Here is a 22,220-nt window from a genome sequence, read left to right as displayed (position 1 = left end):
GCCCTGGGCCCCGGCGGGGGCGGCCTCGTCGGTGGAGGTGGTGCCGTCGGCGGCCACCCACTCCACGATGCCGGCGGCCTCGCCGGTGGCGATCTGATCGAAGATGGGGCTCGTCGCGGGCACGTAGTACCACTGGGTGGCCAGCACCACTTCGCCGGCCAGGCCCTTCTCGTCGGCATCGCGGACGCCATTGGGGGCCGTGTTGTCGTCGGCCTCGGTGTCGTTCCACACGATACCGGTGATCTGGGAGGTGGGCACGCGGAACAGGCCGGTGTTCACCGACGTGCGGGCGGCCACCTGATAGGCCGTATCGTAGTCCACCCCGCCCATGGAGGCGCGGTAGGGCGTGTTCGCGGGCACGGAGCCGTCGGCGAGGGTGGAGGCGTCGGCCGTCAGGATGAAGCCGGTGTCCTCGGCAAAGCCGCCGTCGGGCTGCTCGCCGGCCGCCGCGAACTGCGGGTAGGCCGTGACGATGGGCGTGTCGTAGCCGTCCACCTCGGCCGAGCGTCGTACGTCGCGCTTGGCGTCGGAGTCGGTGTCGGAGGAGCCCACGCCGCTGTGGTACACGGTGAGCACGTGGCCGGCCGGCACCTCGGGCACCGTCACGCGGTAGGAGGCCAGGGCCAGCACGTCGTCGGTGGCGGCCGGGTCACCGGCGGCCAAGGGGTTGCCCTCGGCGTCGAACTGCACGTAGGGCAGCAGGCCCTCGGTGGAGCCGGCCGCGCCGTCCTCGTCGTGGAAGCGGTAGGCGCCGTCGGCGTCGGTGTCCATGGCATAGAAGCCGGTGCGGCCCGTGACCGTACCCGTGACCTTGTCGACGACCTCCTCGCCGAAGGCGGGGTTCTTGATCCAGGCGCCCACCACGGCGTCGGCGTCGTCGCGCACCAGCTCGATGCCGTGGATGTCGTTCACGTCCACGTCCTCGTAGGTCTTGGCGGCCCGCAGCACCTGGCCCTTGTTGTTGGTCACGGCGGCGGCCTGGAAGCGCGGCACCACCTTGCCGTCCACGGTGACGTTCACGAGCGAGCCGTCCAGGTAGAACCACTGGGCCAGGCGCACCTCGGTGTCGGCCAGGGCGGCATCGCCATCGGTGCCGATCTCCTGCACGCCGTCGAAGTCGGCGTCGTACCACAGGGTGCCGGCCACCTCGGTGGTGCCGAAGTAACCGTAGCCGCCGGAGAGCTTCTCCTCGCTGCGGCCCGTGGCCATGTCGAAGGACACCTTCACGCCGTCACGCACCTGGTCGATCTTGTAGTTGTCGTCCTGGGTGTAGGTGGTGGTGTTGCCGGCCAGCACGATCATGCCGTCCAGGGTGGAGTTCGAGGTGTTGTTGTGCAGGGCCACGTCGTCGTTGTCGAACATCTGCGGCGCCTGGCCGGTGAGGTTCTGCCAGCCGAGCGGGTAGTTGGCGTTGCCGTAGGTGTCGATGGAGGCCGCGCCGTCGGTGTAGGTCACCGTGCCGCCCACGTTCTCCAGCAGCTGGGTGCCGATGACCTGGGCCGTGGACTCGTGCTCGTCTTCGGCCAGGGCATCGCCCCGCTCCTCGATGCGGGTCACGGGCACATTCAGGGTCTCGCTGGTGGCCACGCCGTCGCCACCGGCCACCTCCACGGTGTAGCCGGCCAGGTACTCGGTACCGTTCACGGCCACGTACACGGGCAGGTTGTCGAAGGAGTAGAAGCCGTCGTAGTGGCCCTCGTCGGTGCCGGGGGCATCGGCGGCCACGGTGCGGGTGGAACACTCCACCGTACCGGCGGCCGCAGCGGCCGCGGCGCGGAGACCGGCGGCCACGAAGGCGGCCAGGGCACCATCGGCCCCGTCGCCGCCGGTCGGGGGCACCGGGGCGTCGACGTTGGTGAAGTCGGCCACCTGAACCCACTGGCCGCCCGTGCCGTTGCCGTCGGCGTCGACGGCGGTGCCGGGCACGAAGTACCACTGCTTCAGGATGACCTTCTTGCCCACCAGGCCGCGCTCGGTGTACTCGGTGCCGCCCACGGTGAAGCGGTCGGACGCACCGGCGACGTCGTAGATGCCGTTGTAGTTGGCATCGTGGAACAGATAGCCGGAGATATGGTGCTTCGGCACGTCCATGACGCCGGCGTCGTTGAAGGAGCGGTCGGCGCCCTTGGCGCGGTCGTAGCGCAGGGTGGCGCCATCGCCGGCCGCGGCGGGCATACGCCCGTAGCGGTCGGCGGTGTTCTGGTTCGGGTTGCCGGAGGCGGTGGCCACGGCCACGTTGGCCCCCTGGGAGGCCACGGTCACGGCCGCGGCGCCGCTGTTGGTGGCGTTGCCCTCTCCGTCGGTCAGGGCGCCGTGGACGTAGTCGGCGGTCTCCTCGGTGTTCAGGAGCACCGTGTACTCATCGGCGCCCATGACATAGCCGTCGGAGTAGATGAGGTCGGAGTCCACCGTGTAGTCGCTGCCCTCGTGAATGTTGGCGGCCAAGAGGCGGCGGGCCCGGAAGTCCTCGTCGGTGACGCGCACCTTGTAGCCGTAGACGACGACCTCGTCCACGCCGTCGCCGTTCACGTCGCGCACGTCCGAGCTCTTCAAGTTCTTGAACTCGTAGGTGCCGTCCACGCCGGCCACGGTGGCGGTCTCCACATTGGCGTAGGGGGCGGCCGTGTAGCTGTAGGTGCCGTCGTTCTTGTTCCACGCGAGCGCCACGGCCGGCTTCATGGGCGAGGTCTTCGCCTGCACGGTGTCGTTATAGTCGGCCGGGTAGGCGGCGGCCCACTGGTCGTCCCAGACAAAGCCGTTATCGGCGCCCACCACGGTGTAGTAGCGCTCCAGGGACACCTGGATGCCGTTCACGCCGGGCTCGGCGGCCACGGTGCCGTTCTCGTCGGTGTAGTCGCCCTGGAGGCCGTCGTTGTTCATGTCCTTCCACACGCGGCCCGTGATGGTCTGGTACGGGGGCAGCACCTCGCCCACGTCGCCGCCATGGTGCAGGGCGGTGCCGTCGGGCAGCTCCAGCATCCAGTCGTACTGGACCTGGTTGTCCCACATGTTGTTGCCCTGGTCCACGTCCTCGGTGGTGTTGTCGTTGCCCTTCTCGCCGTCGCCCACGAGGGTGGCCAGGATGATCTGGCCGTGGTTCTGGCGCTCCTTGGGCTCGCCGGAGGCGGTGTCCAGCTCGTCGTTCTGCTGGGACACGATGAAGCCGCCGGCCACGCCGATGTTGCCGGCCGCGCCGTCGCGGGTCTCCTCCACCGGCCAGGCGTTCAAATTGGCCACGTCGGAATCCAGCTTGGCCGAGGCCAGGTCGGCCTTGTCCAGCTGCTGGGTGGCGCGATGGCGCGTGAGCAGCCAGGCGTCATCGGCGGTGCTGGTCACGGTGTCGCGGGCAGTCGTCACGTTCATAGACGGGATCTCCACGCGGTAGGCCGCCAGGTAGAACTCGTCGTAGGTGGCGTTCTGCACCACGGCCACGGTGGGCAGCTTGTCGAACAGGTACACGCCCCGCTCGATGGCGTCGCCGGCCGCGGTGGTCTTGGTGCCGTCGTGGGTGTTCACGGCCACGATGCCGTCGCCGCGGTACCAGGAATCGGTCATATAGGGCTTATGGACGATGTTGCCGTTCTCGTCCTGCTCGGTGAGGGCCGTGTAGCGCTCCTCACCGAACTGGGTATTGCGGATCCACACGCCCTGGGCGATGGAGGCCACGGGGTTGCCGTCGGCGCCCTCGATGCCGGCGGTGTAGCCGAAGGAGGCACGCACGAGGTCCTCGTGGTTGGCCACGAACTGCGCCCACTTGTCCACGGGCACGTACATCCACTGGGACAGGCGCACCTCCTCGCCCTCGATGCCAGGCTCGGCGTCGGTGTCCACCACGGTGGTCTCCTTGCCGTCCACGGTCACGGTCTTGGTGGCCTGGAGGCCGTCGTAGTTGCGGTCGTCCCACACACGGCCGGAGATGTTGGCCTTCAGCAGCTCCACGAGGCCCGCGTCGCCGCCGGCGAGGGGCTCGTCCACGCAGCGGGGCACGTCGTAGCGCTTGCCGTTGTAGAACACCTCAGCGCCGATGAAGGCGGCACCGGAAGCGGCGGCGGCGTTGTTGGTCATCTGGTACTGGCCGGCGGCCGGCGTGTTGGCGGCCGCATCATCGGTAATCTCGGCGGCCACGATGACGTAGCCGTCGGTACGGGCCGGCCCCACGTTGCCGGTGCCGTCGTCCACGGTGACGGCCAGGTTCTGACCGGCGTTGGTCTCGCCGGGCACCTGCTCGAACAGCTCCACGACGTTGCCGTCCTGGCGCAGGGCGTCGGAATCGTTGGTAATGTTCAGGCCGGCGGCCAGGTTGGCGGCCGTGGCAGCCGCATCGGGGTTCTGGGCCTGGCTCGGGAAGGTGAGCGCGTAGTCGGGCTCAGTCTCGTCCAGGGACACCCGGTAGGCCGTCATGTAGATATGGTCGCGGGTGACCTGGGCGGCGGCCAGGGCCACCGGGTCGGCGTCGGTGTCCACCACATCCAGAGTCACGCCCTCGCCCACGGCGGGCTTGGTCGGCTCTTCGGACTCGCCGCCCTCGGTGCCCTCGCCGTCGGTGCCGTCGCCCGCATCGCCCTCGGCCGCAGCCAGGGCCACGTCGCCCACGGGCAGGTTCACGTGCGTGCGGCCCGGGAAGTAGGGCTGGATGTCGGAGAGGGCCGTGGTGGCCGCATCGCCCTCGCCCTGGGTGAGCATGTCCACATAGACGTAGCTCGTCAGCTCCTCGAACAGGTAGTCGCCCGCGCTCTGGGCAGGATCGGCGGCGTAGGGGTTGAAGCCCGATACGGTGCCCTCGAACCAGCCGCTGGCGTCCACGGCCACGCGCGGATCCAGGGTGGCGGGCTGCTGGGTCACGGTGCCGTCGTCGCCCTTCACGTCCACCAGGGGCAGGTCGGCCACGTTGGTGCGATAGCTGAAGGTCTTGGACTTGAACCAGATGCCGTCGTCGGAAGCGGTGTCGTCGAACTCGAAGCCCGCGGCCTTGAGGGCTACGGCGGTGTCGCGGGTCTTGGTGACCTTAGTGCCGTCGCCCAGCTCCACTTCCTTGCCAAGGTCAACCTCAGAAGCCAGCGTATCGCCAGCGGGCACGAAGAACCACTGGGACAGCTGGAGGGTCTCCCCCGCCACCGGCTTGTCGCCCGTCTCCTTGGCGTTCACGTCCTTCTCGCTGTAGAAGCCGTCCACGTTCTTGTCCTGGAACACGGTGCCGGTGATCTTGCCGGTCTCGTAGGCGCCGAAGCCGCCGTCGAGGTTGCGCTCGTCACGGCCGAGGTTCCAGTCGAAGGCCACCGTGGCGCCGGGATTGACGGCGTCGTCGGAGGTGCGAGTCGTCACCGTGGAGGCGGCCGGGCTGTTGGCCTCGGCCACGCCGGCCAGAATGATCTTGCCGTCCATGGTGTGCTTGGTGAAGGCGTTGCCCGCCTCGTCGGTGCCGTAGGTGGACTGCTCGGTGGCCTCGTTCCAAGCCAGGCGATAGTTGCCGTTGAGATCGCCTTCGACGTTCCTGGTGGCGGAGACCGTCATGTTGGCGGCCTGGGAGTTCACCACGTCGTCGCGGGTGCCGTCGGTGGGGCGCTGCTGCTTCAAGGTGGCCGGCAGGCCGGTCACGGCCTGGGCCTTCTGGCCGGGCTCCACCGAAGCGCCGTTGATGTTGCCGAGCACCTCCACGGTGTAGCCGGCCAGGTACTCGGTACCCAGCTCATGGCCCTTGTGGGCCTTCACGAAGCGGGTGGGCAGCCTCTCGAAGAGGTAGGAGCCCACGGCCGCGGCATCCACGGTCTCGGTGGTGGTGCCGTCGCCGTTGTCCACCACGGTCTTGCCGTCAGAGGTGAGCAGCCAGATACCGCCCTCGGTGCCGTCGTAGGTGGAGCCGGGGATGGTGGTGAGCGTGGCACCGGCGGCGGTCACCGTGGTACCGAACTCGGCCTGGGTGTAGTTGTCGTTGCCGAAGTCGGTGTTCTGGATCCATTGGCCAGTCGCGCCGTCCTCGCTGGGCACGTAGTACCACTGCTTCAGGATGACGCGCTTGCCGGCCAGGCCCGGCTCGCCGTCGTTGCGGATGCCGTCGTAGTCGGTCGCGGCAGCCGCGGTGAAGGCGTCATCGGCATCGCGCCACAGCACGCCGCCGATCTTCTGGAACAGCGGCACGCGCAGGCCGCCGTCGTTGTGAACGCGGGTGATGCCCCACGCCATGTCGTAGCGGCGAGTGGCGCTCGTCACGTCGGACACCTCGTTGGCCGGCTTGCCGGCCTCGGCCGCGGCCTCGTCCTCGCCGTTGTTCGGGTTCTTGGAGTTCGGCGCGAAGCGGCGGTTGGAAGCCGGCGAGTTGTCGTCGGCCACCTGGAGCAGCACGTCGTACTCGTCGGCGCCCATGAGGTAGCCGGTGTTGAACACCAGGTCGGAATCGTGGTCGTAGTCGTCGCCGGCAAATCCGGACACCTGCATCTTGGCCGTGCCGAAGAAGCGATCCCACCAGCGAGCGTCGGTGACGCGCACCTTGTAGGCGTAGATGACCTGCACATCCTCGGTGACGGTGGCGCCGTCCACCTCGTGGGTGAGGCGCGCCCACTCCTGGGTCTTCAGGCCGCCGAAGCGGTAGACGCCGTCGTCGCCGGTGGCCAGGGTGCGGGCGATGCCGTCGCCGTGATCGGCAGCGGCGCCCAGGCCGGCCGTCGGGTCGGCGTCGTAGGCCTTCCACTGGTCGGCAGAGGCCCAAGCGGACTTCGCCAGGGCATCGACGCCGGCGGGCAGGGCGTCGTCGCGCACCCAGTCGGTGGCGGCCACGGTGCCGTCGGCGGTCACGATGGCGTAGTAGCGCTCGAGGGTCACCTCGATGCCGGCGGCCAGGGTGTCCTTGCCGGTGCCGGGCTCGTCGTCCAGGTCGTCGGCGGTCAGCAGACCGTCGTTGTCGTCGTCGTACCAGATGCGACCCTCGATATCGTCGATGGGGGCCTGCACCTCGCCCACGTCGCCGCCGGCCACGCGGGTCACGCCGTTCTCGTCCACGGTCACCTTGCCGTCGGCCGTGGCCGGGGCCGTGCGGCTCCAGTCGTAGGCCACCAGGCGGTCGGTGTCCATGGCCTGGCCGGCGGGCACGGTGACCACGGACTTGGAACCCGAGGTGGCACCGCCGGTGATGAGGCTGCCGCCGTCGCGCGTGCCGGCCAGAATGACCTGGCCGTCGTTAGCGCGCGCCTGCACGCCGGCCTCATCGTAGCTGCCGATGACCTTGATGCCGGCAATGCCGGTGTTGGTGATGTCGTCGGCATCGGAGTCGGCCTGGCGGTCGTCGCCCTGGAAGTGGCGGGTGAGCAGCCACTGGTTGTCAGTGCCGTCCTCGTTCTCGGTGTGCTCCACATCGGCGAGCTCCACGCGATAGGCGGCCAGGTAGTACTGGTCGTCGTCGGTCACGTAGGCCGTCGGCAGGTTGGCGAAGTGATACAGACCGAGCTGCTCGGCATCCTTCACGACCTCGCCGTTCTCGCCGGTGACTTCACGCACGTCGCCGGTGGTGGTGGCCAGCACGCCCGGAACCAGATCGGCCTCGGTCACCACGGTGCCGTCGCCGTTGGTGCCCAGCTCGTACAGGGTACCCTTGGCATCCACGCTGTGGCCGTTCACACGGTACACGTACTTGAGCGGCGTCATGGCGTTGCCGTCCAGGAGGATGGGGGTGAGCGCCTCCACGTCCCCCGTGGCGGGGTTCACGTCGCCCGCCTTCACGAGGGCGGTGTTGCCGGCCTGGTAGGCGCCGTCGATATTGGAGGTGTAGCGGTCGCGGCCGAATTCCTTGTTCTGGAACCAATGGCTGCCGCCGTCCTCATCATTGGTGCGGGCCGGGTCGTAGTACCACTGGGTCACCAGCACGGTCTCGCCAGCGATGCCCACCTCGTCGGGATCCTGGATGCCGTTGTAGGTGTTGGGCGAGGCGGAGAGGTCGGCCGGGTCGATGTCGTTCCACACCCGGCCCGTGATGGAGGCCCGGGGCACGGCGTACAGGCCGGCGTCGCCGCCGCGCTGGGTGCCCATGGGATCGGGCACGTCGTAGGCAACCGAGCCGCTGGCGCCGCTGCCGTAGTTCTGCTCGTACTGGTGGCCGTCGCCGCGGTTGGCGTGATCGCTCACGAGCACGTAGCCGTCGGTGCGCCAGGCGGCCAGCACGCCGTCGAAGAACTCCTCGCGCAGCTCGATCTCGTCGGCGGGGTTGCGGATGGCGTCGGAGTCCGCGTCCTCGCGGCCGTCGGTACCGGTGCCGGTGCCGTCGGTGGCGCCGGGATGATCGGCCGGCTTGGAGGTGGTGGTCAGGTTGCCGGCACCGTCCACGGTATCGGTCTCGATGTTCACGCCCACCTGGGTCTTGGTGAGCGAGAAGGACGGGGCGATCTCGGAGAGCACGAGGCGGTAGCTCACCAGGTAGAGCTTGTCGGTGTCCACCTTCTCGCTGTTCTCGTCGGGACGGCCCGCGGCCTGCTTCTCGCCAGGCTGGTAGATGCCGGCGTTGGCACCGTCCTGGGCGTAGACGAAGCTCGGCAGACCGGGGAAGGCGTAGTCGCCGGCAGCGTCGGTGACGGTGGTCATGGCACCGCCGCCGTTGAAGCCGTCCACGCGCACCCAGGCGCCCACCACGGCATCGGCGTTCGTGCCGTCGCCGCGCACGGGGCGCACCGTGGCGTTCGCGGGCACCACTTCGCCGGGGGCAGCCACGAAGTGGGCGGCGTCGCCCTCCCCTTCCATGGTGCCGGCCACGTAGTACCACTGGGTCAGGGTCAGGCTCATGTCGGCCAGGCCGTGCTCGCCGTCGGCGGTCTCGAGCAGGCCGTCGAAGTCGTCGTCCTGCCACACGGTGCCCTCCACGGTGGTGGTGCCGAACAGGCCGAAGCCGGCGTTCAGGCTCACCTCGTCGCGGCCCACGGAGAAGTCGAAGTCCACGGGCACATCCGTGTCGTCGGCCGTGCCGTCGTTCTTCCACAGGCCCGTGGTGGTCACGCGGTACTGGCCCGCGGTGGCATTGTCGTTCACGGCGGGGGTAAGGCTACCCTCGGCCGGGGCGGCCAGGATGATGCGGCCGTCCAGGGTGGCCTTGGTGAAGGGCGCGGTGGCGGCGTCGGCCGCAGGGGCCTCGGCCTGGCAGGTGTACTCGTTCCAGCGCACCGGGTAGTTGCCGGCGGCGCAGACGTCGGGCACCAGAGCGCCCGCGGCGGCCGTCTCGGCGGAGACCACCTGGGAGTTCACCCGGTCGGCATCCCCGTCGATGGTCCAGCTCTCCTGGCCGTTGGCGTTCACCTGCAGGCGCGTGGCCGGCAGGCCGTTCATGGACTGGGCGGCGCCATCGTCGTTGCCGAGCACCTCCACGGTGTAGCCGGCCAGGTACTCGCGGGCCGGCTCCAGCACGCCGTCCACCGCAGCGCGCACCGCGGTGTAGCGGGCCGGCAGGTGGTCGAACAGGTAGTCGCCGGCCGTATCGGTGGTCGCCCACACGCCCTTGCGGGCGGCATCGTAGGTGGCACCGGGGATGGTGAACAGGGCGGAAGCGGCCGCAGCCGTGGTGGCCGTGGCACCGAACTCGGCGCGGGTGTAGTAGTCGTTGCCGAAGTTCTCGTTGAGCTGCCAGGTGCCCTTGGCGCCGTTCTCGCCGGGCACGTAGTACCACTGCTTGAGGATGACCTTCTTGCCCTCGAAGCCGGGCTCGCGCACCAGGGTGGTCTCCGGCTTGCCGTCGGTGCCGAGCACCGGGTTGCCGTCGCCGTCGAGCACCGGCTCGGTGCGGTTCAGGGTGCCGTCGTAGTCGGTGTCGTTGAACACCACGCCGGCGATCTTGTTGGCCACGGGCGTGCGCAGGCCGCCGTCGGAGGAGGCGCGGTCGGCGCCCAGGCCCAGATCGTAGGTGAAGCGCGCGCCGTCGTCGGTGGACACGGCGTAGCCGGAGCCGTCCACCACACCGGCCAGGGCCCCGCCGTTGCGGTCGGTGACCGCCTCGGGCAGGGTGAGCGTGGCCGCGGCATCGCCGGCAGCCACGGCCTTCTCGTAGAGGGCCGCAGCGTTGCGGTCGGCGCTGTTCTGGTTGGCGTTGCCGGAGGCGGGCACGATGGCGTGGTTCGCCCGCGGCGACTCGGCGGTCACCACGTTCAGGAGCACGTCGTACTCGCCCGGGGCGTTCAGATAGCCGTCGGCGTAGATAAGGTCGGAGTCCACGGTGCAGTCGTCGCCCATACGGTACTTCGCGGCGCCGATGGTGCGCTCCCAGAAGTCGGTGTCGATGAGGCGCACCCGGTAGCCGTAGATGGTCACCGAGGCGGGAATGACCGTGACCTGCACGCTCTCCTCGCCGGTATCGGGATCGGTGAAGGGAGTCTCCACCTTCTGGGCCGGGTTGTAGCGGTGGCTCGGCAGGTCGGAGAACTCGTAGCGGCCGTCGGCGTCGGTGGTGGTGCCGCGGGTGCCGAGGCCCGTGGTCGGGTCGGCGTCGTAGGCATCCCACGCGGCCTGGTCGGCCCAGGTGAGGTCGCGCTCCCACGCGGCGCCGTCGGCCACGGCGAAGGAGCCGTCGGCCTGCTGCACGGCGGTGATGGCGTAGCGCTCCAGGGCCAGGGCGCGGTCGGCCTCGCCGGGCTCGCCGGCGGTGCTGCCGTCGGCGGCCGGGCCGTCGTAGATGCCGTCGTTATCGGTGTCGTTCCAGATGAGACCGCTAATGGTCTGGCGCGGGGCCTGGGTCTCGCCCACATCGCCGGCCTCCACGGGAACCACGGTCTCGGTGGTCACGTTCGTGTCGGGATCGGTCACCGTGGCGGTCTCGGGATCCATGATCCAGTCGTACACCTCGGCGCCCGTGCCCATGCCGGCCCCGGCGGGCAGCGCCACGAAGGCGTTGGCGTTGGCGTGGGTGTACTCGCCCGCCTCGTTGGTGGTCGTATCCTGGGCGGCCCAGGCCAGGATGGTCTGGCCCTTGAAGCCGCGGGTGGTGCGGGTGGCAGCCGTGCCGTCCACGGCGGTGCCCTCGGAGGCCAGGCCGCAGATGGCGGCGTCCAGACGCCCGGCGATGACCATGCCGCCGGCGATGCCGGTGCGCTCGGTCACCGACAGGTCGGCAGCCACGTCGGAGTCGTCGGTCACGGAAGCCGTGCCGTTCACCGAGGACAGCTCGGCGCCGTCGCCGTTGTGATGGTAGCGGGTGAGCACCCACTGATTGTCGGTGCCGTCGGCGGCGTTGCCGGCCGGCTCGCGGTACAGATCGGCCAGTTCAGTGCGGTAGGCGGCCAGGTAGTACTGGTCGTCGTCGCTCACGAACACCGTGGGCAGGTTCTCGGCCAGCCACTGGCCGTCCTCGTTGGTGGTGGCCGCCAGGGCGCCCTCCACCCCGTTCACCCTCGCCAGAGGCGTCTGGGCGGCGGCGTTGCCGTCGTAGATGATGGGCTCCACGGGCTCGCCGTCGGCGCGGGCGCCGTACTTGTTGGAGGTGTAGGTGTCGGCACCGAAGAGGCTGTTGCGCACCCAGGCGCCCACGCAGTCGTCGCCAGGGGCGAAGTCGGCGGCGTCGGCGGCGGCCACGGAGGTGACGGTGCCGTCGGCGGCCACGAAGTCGGCCTCGGTGTCGGCGATGGCGGCGAAGGCAGTGCTTCCGGCCGGCGCCCAGTACCACTGGGTGAGGTAGACGGTCTGGTCGGCCAGGCCGCGCTCGCCGGCGTCCTGCACGCCGTTGTAGCCGCAGGACACGTCGTAGGTGCCGTCGGCGTTGTAGATGCCGGTGTCGTCCCACACGCGGCCCGTGAGGCTCGTGCGCGGAATCTTCACGAGGCCCGCGTGGCCGCCGCGCTGGGCGAACAGCGGGCGCGGCACGTCGTAGCGCACCCCGTTGTAGATCTGCTCGTACTGGTAGCTGGCCTCGTCGCGCTCGGTGCCGGCGTCGTTGTAACGGTTGCCGTCGGCGCCGCGGGCTGCCACGATCACATAGCCGTCGGTGCGCCAGAAGCTGGCGTTGTTCTTGTTCTCGTCCGCCTCGTCGCGGTCGTCCTTGTTGTAATTGTCCTCGGTGTTCTTGTCGTACTCGTCGAAGGTGCCCTCGCCATTCCAGGAGTTGTCGAAGTACTCGTCGACGATCTGGATGACGCGGTCGCCCGCCGGATCGGGGCGCAGGGCGTCGGAGTCGGAGCCCTCCAGGCCGGGCACGGTAATGGCGGACATATCGCCCAGGGTCTTGTCGCCCACGTTCACGCCCACGTGCGGCGTGGTCAGGCTGAAGTCGGGGGCCACCTCGGCCAGGGTGATGCGGTAGGAGGCCAGGTACAGCTTGTCCAGAGCCACCTCGTTGGCCTCCAGGGCGCCGGTCAGATCGGTGTCGTTGGGCTGGAGCACATACAGATCGTTGGCGGCCGGCGTGCCCGGGGTGTTCTCGTCGCCCTCGGTGGCGGCGGTGAAGCTGCCGCCCAGGTACACGAAGCTCGGGAGCTGCTCGAAGGCGTAGGCCCCGGCCGCGGCGTCGGTCACGGAGTCGGGACGGGAGAAGCTCGTGCGCACATCGGCCACGTCGATGGTGGAGGCACCGGCTTCGGCAACCTCGGCGTCGTAGGCGGCTTGCTTCTCGGCGGCGGTCTTCACGTGGACCCACGCGGCCTTCACGGTCTCGTTCGGGGTCTTGTCGGGGTTGCGGGTGATGACGTTGTCGATGCGGTCCACGGTGAAGTTCTCGGGATCGGCGGCCAGGGCCTCGATGAGGGCTGCATCGTCCACGTAGAACCACTGGGTGATGGACAGCTTCTGGCCGGGCACCGGCTCCTCGCCGACGTTCAGGATGCCGTCGAAGTTGTGGTCGCGCCACACCTTGCCGGTGATGGCGGTGTAGCCGTACTCGCCGAAGCCGGCGTGCATGCGGGTCTCGTCGCGGCCACAGGACCAGTCGTAGATGACGGTCTGGTCGGCCGGCTGGCCGTTCTCGTCGCGGGCGGCCACCTCGGCGCCGGCGGCAGAGCCGGCGGCCTCAGCCCCGCGGGTCTCGTTCACGTAGTACTGGGGCTGGGTGCCGCGGGACGTGGCGGCGGCCGCATCGGCGCGGGCGCCGGAGGCGGCGTCGCGGGTGGGCTCGCCGTCGCCGGCGGTCGGCTGGGCCTCGGCCTGGGTGGCCAGGACGATCTTACCGTCGAGCGCGGCCTTCACCGTGGCCCCGGCGCCGTCGGTGACCTGCACCGTGAGCTCGTTCATGCGCACGGGATAGTTGCCGTCGGTGTAGTCGGCGAAGTTCTGCTTCTGGGAGCCCTTGGCCGCCAGCGCGCTCACGGCCTTGGAGTTCATGGCGTCGTCGGCATCGTCGGTCTGGAGCAGCGTGGCGGGCAGGCCCGGGATGGCCTCGGCGTTGGCGGTATCCACCGCGCCTCCCAGCACCTCCACGGTGTAGCCGGCCAGGTACTCGCCGGCGGGCGCGGCCAGGTTGCTCGGGTCCACGACCACGGGCTGTTCGTCCTCGTCCTCCGGCTCGCTCATGATGTCGCCGTGGCGGGCGGCCACGAAGCGGGTGGGCAGGCGATCGAACAGGTAGTCGCCGGCCACGGTGAGGGTGCTGCCGTCGTCGGCAGTGCTGTCACCGTCGGTGAGCACGGTCACGCCCACGCCCTCCAGGTAGGTGGCGTTCGGGATGATGGTGGTGAGCCCCTCGGCGTAGGCCTCGTCGGTCGTGGTGTCCACCACAGACACGTCCTCGGTGGAGCCGTCGGGACGGGTGATCGTCTCGGTGCGGTAGGTCACGGAACCCTCGGCCACGGTGTAGCCGTCGTTGCCGAAGTTCCCGTTCAGGATCCACTCGTTGGCGGTCACGGCCTCGGCGGTCACGCCGTCGGCCAGAGTGGTCTGGTCCTCGTCGACGAAGGCGTCGGCTGCGTCGATGACCTCGCCGGCGGCGTTCTTGTACACCGTGCGGGTCACGGGGGCCCAGTACCACTGCTTCAGGATGACGCGCTTACCGGCCAGGCCCAAGTCACCGGTCGGAGCGGCATCGTCGCCGTCGGCATCCTCGCCCTCGCCGCCGGCCTCGGCGGCCACAAGGGGCGCCTCGGAAGAGGCCAGCGTGTTCATCTGGCGGGTGCGGGCCAGGGTGCCGTCGTAGTCGGCGTCATGGAACACCCGGCCGCCGATCTTCTGCTGCACGGGCACGCGCAGGCCGGCGTCGTTGCCGGCGCGGTCGGCGCCGCGGGCCAGGTCGAAGGCGAGCACGGGGCGGAACTTGCCCGCACCCTCGTCGGCCCCAGCGGCCTCGGCGGCCGTCGCGGCGCCGCCGGCCGCGGCCGCGGCGGCGTTGGTGGTGTACACCCACTCCACCGGGTCGCCGTCGTAGCGGTCGTTATCGCCGTAGCGGTCATGGCTGTTCTGGTTCGGGTTGTCGGGGTTCAGGGCGCGGCGCAGGTTCACCGACGGCGAATCGCCGGCCTTCACGTCCAGCAGCACGGTGTACTCGGACGAGTCGCCCTCGGCGGCGGTGCCGCTCATGAGGTAGCCGTCGGCGTGGACCAGGTCGGAGTCGGCCTTCCAGTCCTCGGCATCGGCGGCGTAGGAGGAGCCCTGGAGGTACTTGGCGGTGCCCCAGTAGCGGTTCCACCAGTCGGCCTCGGTCAGGCGCACCCGGTAGCCGAACACCACGAGCTTGGGCTCGGCGCCCTCGGTGCCGTCGGCCACGGCCACGCCGTCCTTGAACGGCAGCCAGCCCTGGGTCTTCAAGTTGGTGAACTCGTAGGAGCCGTCGGCCAGGGTGATGGCGTTGTGGGTGCCGTCCACCTCGGACTTCACGGGCACGGGGATGCCGTATTCGTTCAGCACCAGGGTCACCGGCGCGTACTCGGCGGGCTTGGTCTCGTCGCCGCTCTCGTCCACCTCGGCGTCGGCCACGCAGGCGAAGGCCTCAACCTCGGTCACCTCGGCGGTGAACAGGGCGGCCAGCTCGGCCTCGTCGTAGGCCTCGTAGGTGCCGGCGGTCTCCTTGTAGTAGGTCTCCACCTCCATCTTCGGGCAGATGACGCCGTTGGCGTACTGCATGAGCAGCACCTTCTCGTAGACGCCCTTCACGCCCACGGCCGGGGCCACCACCTGGCGGTACACCTCGGCGGTGGTCATGGGGGCCGGGAAGAGGGCCGCCAGGTCGGCCTCGCTGTAGGCGGCGTAGCTCACGGTGCCGTCGGTGGGATCGGTCACCTCGCGGTACCAGGTCTCGCCCTCCCCGACCTCCGGGGCCTCCCAGGCGCCGTAGTGGTTGTCGCCGGCCAAACCCTGGGTGCGGTCGGCCTCGTAGGCGGCCTGCTCCGCAGCGGTGGACCAGGTGGGATCGGCGTGCCAGCCGTTACCGGCCACCGAGGCCTCGTCGGTGCCGAGGTCCTCGGCCAGGGTGTAGAAGCGCTCCAGGGTCAGCTGGGCGCCCTTCACCGGCGCGTCGGCGGCCTCATCGCCCTCGCCGGCGTTCACGGTGCCGTTGATGCCGTCGTTGTCGGCGTCGTTGAACACCACGCCGGTGATCTTCTGGGTCGGCGGCTTGATCTCGCCGGCGTCGCCGCCGCGTACCATCTTCTTGGGCAGGCCCGTGGCCGGGTCGATGACATCGGTGCCGTCGTCGTTCTTCAGGGTGCGGTAGGTCAGCCAGTCGTAGGTGAGGTAGCGGTCGGTGGGCACGAGCACCTTCGTGCCGTCGGCCATGACGTAGGCGTCGTCGCCAGGGGTGCCGTCGACGGTCTTGTTGACGACGTCGGCCAGGGGCACGGTCACCTTGGAGGCCTGCAGGTCGCGAGCGGCCGTATCCGGATCGATGTTGGAGTGCTTCACGTTCTCGGCCTCGCCGGCCAGGATGATGTGGCCGGAATGGGGCCGCACGCCGGCATGGGCGCCGCCGTCCAGGGTCAGCACCTCGTCCTGGGCCGTGATGGCGATGCCGCCGTTCTTGCCCAGGGTGCCCTCGGCGTCGGAATCCACATCGTAGGCCGCGGTCGGGTCGGAGCCGTCGGCGCCGGGCAGGGTCTTGTGGTAGCGGGTGAGCAGCCACTGCTCGTCGTCGGCCGTGACGGTCTGGTCGCCGGTGGTGAACAGGCGCTCGCCCACCTCCACGCGGTAGCTGGCCAGGTAGTGGCCGCCGTCGGGGGCGGTGTAGGCCGCGGGCAGGTTGTCGAAGGTGTACACGCCGCGGGTGCTCTCGTCCACGCGGTCCACCTCCACGTCCACGGCGTCGTCGCCGGTGCCCTCGGTGACGGTCTCGGTGTAGTGGCGCGCGTCGGCCGTCTTCACGGCGATGACGCCGCGGGCGCCCTCCACGTTCCACGCATCGGTGGAGCGGGGGTTCACCTGGTCCTCCTCGGCCGGCAGGCCGGTGACCGGATCGGTGGCCTGCTCGCCGGTGACCGGATCGATGACCGGCACCTTCACGGTGTGGCTCGTCATCTTGTCGGTGCCGAAGGCGAGGTTGCGCACCCAGAAGCCGGAGCCGTCGGAGGCGGGCTCGAAGTCGCCGGCCTCCAGGGCCTCGGCGGGCACGCCGGCCTCGGCGGCCAGCTCGGCCACGCGGGCAGCGTCCTCCTCGGAAAGCGATTCCTTGGCGGCCAGCTCGGCCAGCTCGGCGTTCACCGTGAAGCGGAAGGCGTCGGCGTTGCCGTCGGCGGCCTGGTTGCCGTTCAGGTCGGCATAGGGCAGGTAGTACCACTGGGTCAGGTACACGGCCTGGTCGGCCAGGCCCGGCTCCCCGTCGTCCTGGATGCCGTTGTAGGCACGCTCGCGGGCCGCGGCGTCGTGGGCGTTCTCGTCGGTCTCGTAGAACGAGTCGTCCCACACCTTGCCGGAGATGCTGGAGCGCGGCACCATGACCAGACCGGCGTCCCAGTTGTACAGACGGGCCGCGTCGCCCAAGTCGTAGACGGTGTTCACGTCGCCGAAGAGCATCTTGCCGTTGCCGTAGTCCTCCTCGGACTCGTACTCCAGCTTCTCGGCCAGGTAGGTCTTGTACTTGCCCTTGTAGGTGGCGTACTCGTCGTTCAGGGTATTGTAGATGGCCAGGGCCTCCTCGTAGCGGGCGGTCTTGGCGTCGAAGTCTGCCTTGAGGTGGTCGTAGATGGCCTTGTAGCCGGGGAACTCCTCCTTGGAAAGCGTGCCGGTGGTCACCGTGGTGCCCTTGTCGCACAAGCCATAGAGGTAGGTGTCGTCGCCCTCGTAGGCGGCGCAGTACACGAGCCACTCGTCCTGCTCGGTCTCGCCCTGGATGACGATGCCGTGCTTGTTGTAGGGCTGGGTGAACACGTTGGTGGCCTCGGTGTTCACCTTGTAGGTGATGAGCTCGCCGTTGGCGTCGGCGTAGACGAAGCCGAGAGTCTTGTTCCACGTGGTGAGGAAGTTTTCCCAGTCGGTGGACCAGGCCTTGTCGGCGGCCTCCCGGGCGCGCTTGCGCTCGTCGTCGGTCGGGTTGTTCGGATCCACCACCTTGATGGCGTCGTAGAAGTTCTCCTCGTTGTACTTCTCATTGGTGCGAGCGAGCTCTTCAGGCGTCGGCGGCGTCTTCGGGGCGGCCGGGATCTCCTTCTTCAGATCCTGGGCGGCCTTCCACAGGTCGTTCAGGGCCTCCTCCACGGCCTCGGTGGACTCGTAGCGGTTCACGGCCTTGCCGCCCAGGGTGAGCAGGGGCAGGTACAGGCCCGTGGCGATGCCGTCCTCGTCGATCTTCTCCTGGCCGTAGACCTCGTTGTCGGAGCTCTCCAGGCCGTTGTCGGCCCAGGTGGCGCCGAGCACGTTCATGGCCGCGTCGCGGGGGCCGGCCACGATGAGGTTCACCGGGGAGCCCTCGTGCTTCAGCAGGCCGGCCACCGGCACCTGGCCGATCACCGTGCCCGGCAGCGCGCTACCGGTGAGCTCGGTCTTGAAGATGACGCGGCCCACGGAAAGCCCGTCGGCCTCGATGGCCACCGTGGCCTGGGCGAAGTTCTTGCCCGTCACGTAGTCGCCAGTGGCGATGGTGGGAGCCACGCGCTCGGTCTCCTGGCCGTTCTCGTCGTAGGTCACCTTGTCGCCGTCGCGCAGCATGGAGCTCTGGTACAGCGGCAGCACCGGACGCAGGGCCTCCAGGTCGCGCTTGACCTTGTGGGCCACGGTGTTGGTCTCCACCTCGCCGTCCTCGGTGCCGCCCACGGTGGCGGCGTGCACCACGGTCTTCACGGTGCGGAAGCGGTAGGTGGCCGTCACGGTCACGGACTCGCCCGGGGCCAGCTTGATGCGGCCGGTGTAGGCACCGGAGCCGTCCACGTCGTCGGTGCCGAAGCGCACCACGGGGTTGCCCTCGTCGTCGGTGGCGTTCATGCTCACGGGCACGCCGGCCTTGTCGCAGACGGCGTCCACGCAGACCACGTCGGTCCCGGCCGTGAGACCCTTGCCCGTCGGGTAGGGATCGGTGATGGTGATCTGCTGGGTGGCGTCGGTCTCGTTGCGGTACACCGTGGTGTAGGCGACCTCCACCGGGGTGTTCTCGTTCAGCTCGGCAAACGGCGCCAGCTCCGGCGAGTCGGCCAAAGGCTCGCCGGTCACGCGGTCGATGAGCGTGCCGGTGGCGGAGTGCTGGCCGATGGAGGCGAGCACGATGTAGCCGTCGGCAAAGGAGCCGGGCTCCGGCGTCCAGCCCTCGTCCCGCTGCTCGTTCAGGTAGTAGGTCAGGGTCGTGGCGTCCTCGGAGTTGGTGCCATCGGCGCTCTGGGTGCCGTTGAAGCCCTCGCCGGGCTCCTCCGCCTCGCCGTCGCCCTCGTCCGCAGTACCCGGGGCGAAGGGCGCGTCGGCCACGGCCACGTAGATGTCGTCGCCGGCGGCGTTGCCGTTGGCCACCTTCACGTAGCGGGTCACGGCCGGGTCGGTGCCGGCGGGCATGGGCTCGAAGACCGAGCCGTTCTTGATGTAGTAGGCGGTGCCGTCGGTGTAGCCGGAGGCCACGTCGTTGGCCTGGCGCAGCACGCCGGTGGCCACGGGCTTGGTCATGAGGTCGGAGTCGGAGTCCACCGACTGGCCGCGGTTGCCCGTGTTATCGGTCATGAAGGCGTTGCGCACGGTGATGGCGTAGTCCTCATCGAGCGCGTTCAGGTCCTCCTGATCGATGCGCAGGCGGTAGCCGGCCAGGCGCTTGGTCTTGTAGTCGCTGTCCAGGTTGCGGGTGTCGCGCGGGTCCACCACGTAGGAGGACACGTCGCGGAACAGGTAGGTGCCCGCCGCGGCCGCGTCGCCCGTGTAGGCCTCGCGCAGCTCATCGCCGGGGTACAGCTGCCAGCGGAACTCGCCTTCATCGGTCATGGTCCACTCCATGACCGGGGTCTTCTCGCCGGTGTCGGGGTCGATCACCGGCACGCCGGCGGCGTTGGTCTTCCACAGCGGGTTGCCGTTGGAATCCTTCTTCTGGACGTACTCCATGCGGGTCTCGGTCGGGCCGTAGTACCAGGTTTCCAGCTTCACCTTCACGCCGCCGTTGCCGCGGCCCTGGCCCACGCCCTCCTCGTCGGCCTGCTGCACGCCGTCGTAGTTGGCATCGCTCCACACGTTGTTGCCCAAATAGCCCTTGGTGCCGTCCACGTAGCCCAAAGCCAGCTTGTCCTGGCGCTCGTAGCCGAGCCACTTGTTGGCGGGATCCTGGTAGATCACCTTGCCGTCCGCGTCCAGCGGCAGGGCGGCCGTGAGCGGGTAGGTGCGGGCGGAGCCGGACACGTAGCGCAGGTCGTTGTCGGCCACGAGCACGTCGGAGTCGTGGTAGTAGAAGCCGTCGCGCTGGTAGGCCGTCGCATCGTTGCTCCAGGTGTTCAGCGTGGGCTTGATGAGGCGGTTGGCCACGGTCTCGGAGGTCTTGATGATGTAGGTCTTGCCGGCCTTCAGGCGGAAGCGGAAGAAGCCGGTGTCGTCGGTCACGATGGTGGCGGCGTTGCCGTCGGCATCGGTGGCCAGAGTGGACGAGATGGACCCCTTCGCCTTGTCGTACTCGTAGACGTTCACGCGGATGCCCTCGAGGCGGCGCTCGGGCTTGGCATCGGCTCCGGCCATCTGCTCTTCAGTGGTGCCGGTGCCCACGCCCACGGAATCCAGCAGGGAGTTGATCTGGATGTCCTCCTCCGGCGTGCCGTCGGCCAGGATATCGTCGCGGTAGGTGATGCCCTCGAAGGTGATGCCCTGGGCGATGCCGAGCTTCATGGAGGTGGCCTTCTTGTCGTAGGCCTCGTGCACGGCCTTGTCGTAGGCGTCGGTGCCGGCGTTGGCCTGATCGTAGGCCACGGGCTCCACCTCGATGGTGGAGGTGGTCACCACGAGCGCCGCATCCACGCCGTTGGCATGGTCGGCCTCGATGCGCTCCACGGTGAGGTCCTTGTCCTCGGCGTTGGCGTAGATGTCCGTCTCGCCGATGGACTTCTGGGTGGGTGAGAAGTTGTAGTACTCCTCGGGGAAGGTGTAGCGCAGGCGGTACTTGCCCGGCTCCAGGTTACTGAACACATAGTAGCCCGGGTTGCCGTAGTAGTCGGTCTCGGTGTAGTAGACGCAGGGCGCGCCCGAGTCGGCGGAGATGTAGTTGCCCCAGGCGTCGAACTCCGGCTTGCCGGTGCGCTCGTCGCAGCGGACCCAGCGGTCCTGGCGGCCAGTCTTGTCGTTGTTCACGAGCACCGACACCTCGCCGTCGCGGTTGACAGGGTTGCCGTACTCGTTCAGGAGCTCCACCTTGACGTCGTTGATGCCCGGGTCTTCCTTCTCCAGGTCGTAGTCCAGATCCTTCAGGCGGCTCTGGTCGCGGTCGTTGGCATCCTTGTAGGTGGTGTTGTCGAAGCGCTTGAGCATCTGCTTCTCGTAGTACACCGGGTTGCCGTCCTTGTCGACCACCTGGTTGCCGTCGCGGTCGATGGCCGGCTCGCGCACGGTCTCGTACTCGGGCTTGCCGGTAACCGGGTCCACCACCACGCCGCGCAGCAGCTTGCGGCCGTTGAGCGAGGTCTGGTAGGCGGAATTCAGCACGTTGCCGTCGGCATCCTTCTCCGCCTCCTTGCCGTTCATATCCAGCACGTCGTCCTCGGGGGTGCCGGACCAGTCGGAGTCGAGCCACACGTAGTCGCCGATGTAGCCGCGGTTGTCCGGGGCGTCCACGAAGGTACCGGCGCGCACGTCCTCCACGTGGTAGGCGCCGGAGATGTCGCCGGAGTCGTTGATGTTCACGCGGCAGTAGAAGGTGTTCCACTGCACGGCGGAGCGCAGCTCGGCGGCGCGGGCACGACGCTTGTTGTAGAGGGCCTTCTCGGCCTCGGTGTACTTGTCGTACTCCTCCTGCTTCACCTCGGCCTGCATGTCAACGGCCGGGTCGCCCGTCTTGGTGCCCAGGAACTTGGGCAGGTTCAGCGGGGCCTTCAGGTCGTAGACGAGGCGCAGGTAGCCCTTGCGCGGGATGAAGGTGTCGATCTTCGGCTGGGCCCAGATGGCTACCAGGCCCCGGGTCAGCTCCTCCTTCTCCTCGGGGTACTCCTCCACGTACTCCTTCAGGTCGGCCAGCTTCACGAGCTTGTAGCGGCGCTTCATGGTGTCGGCGTCGGTGATGAGGTTGCCGGTCACTTCGTCGTACTCGCCGAGGCGCACCTTCTCGAACTCGTAGTAGGAGCTGTCAGTCCACTGCTCCAGGTCGTCGGGGTCCTTGCCGTCCTCGAAGGAGCCGTAGTTCGGCCCGTAGACGACCTTGTCGCCGTACATGTACATCCAGAACAGGTCGGAGGGATCGGCTAGGCTGATGCGGCCCGTGGCCGGATCCTCCTCGTAGGGGCCGACCCAGATGTCCATGTCCACGCCGTCGGTGAGGGTGATGCCGTCGGCGGGCATGGTGGAATCGGCGGCGGAGAACCGCTTCACCTTGATGGAGTCCAGGTCCTTCAGCCAGCCGGACCACTGGGAGCCGCGGCTGATGGGCTCGGCGTTGTTGTTCGTCCAGATCTGGTAGTCGCCCTCGAACGGCAGGATGTCGTAGAGCGCGATGTTGTTGAAGTTGCGGGCCTTCGACTCGTCGGCCTCGGGGTTCACCGCACTGGTGTAGTAGCTGTAGGTGGTGCCCTCGGGCACAGCGGCCGCGCCGTTGGAGGCGTAGGTGGCCAAGTCCTCCATCTGGGTGGAGGCCGTCTTGGTGTTGGACAGGTTCTGCTCGCCGGTGAACTCCAGGGCCTTCAGCTGCATCATGACCATGGACTGCGAGGTCTGGCCGTCCAGGTTCACGTCGCGGGTATCGGACACCAGGCCGCGAG

1 protein-coding gene (running past both ends of the window) is annotated in these 22,220 nt (G+C 68.9%); it reads right to left on the bottom strand.

This entire window lies inside a single protein-coding gene on the bottom strand: locus AAK988_RS06565, encoding an SdrD B-like domain-containing protein. The 73,992-nt coding sequence extends 10,056 nt beyond the window's left edge and 41,716 nt beyond its right edge, so the window shows coding positions 41,717-63,936, spanning codon 13,906 (partial) through codon 21,312 (complete); the first complete codon in reading order (the gene reads right to left) occupies positions 22,216-22,218. The start codon and the stop codon both lie outside this window.

It is taken from the genome of Adlercreutzia muris (genome assembly GCF_041223505.1).
Taxonomy (GTDB): domain Bacteria; phylum Actinomycetota; class Coriobacteriia; order Coriobacteriales; family Eggerthellaceae; genus Adlercreutzia; species Adlercreutzia muris.
Note: the sequence above shows the minus strand (reverse complement) of the source record. Positions and strands in the feature narration are given on the sequence as shown.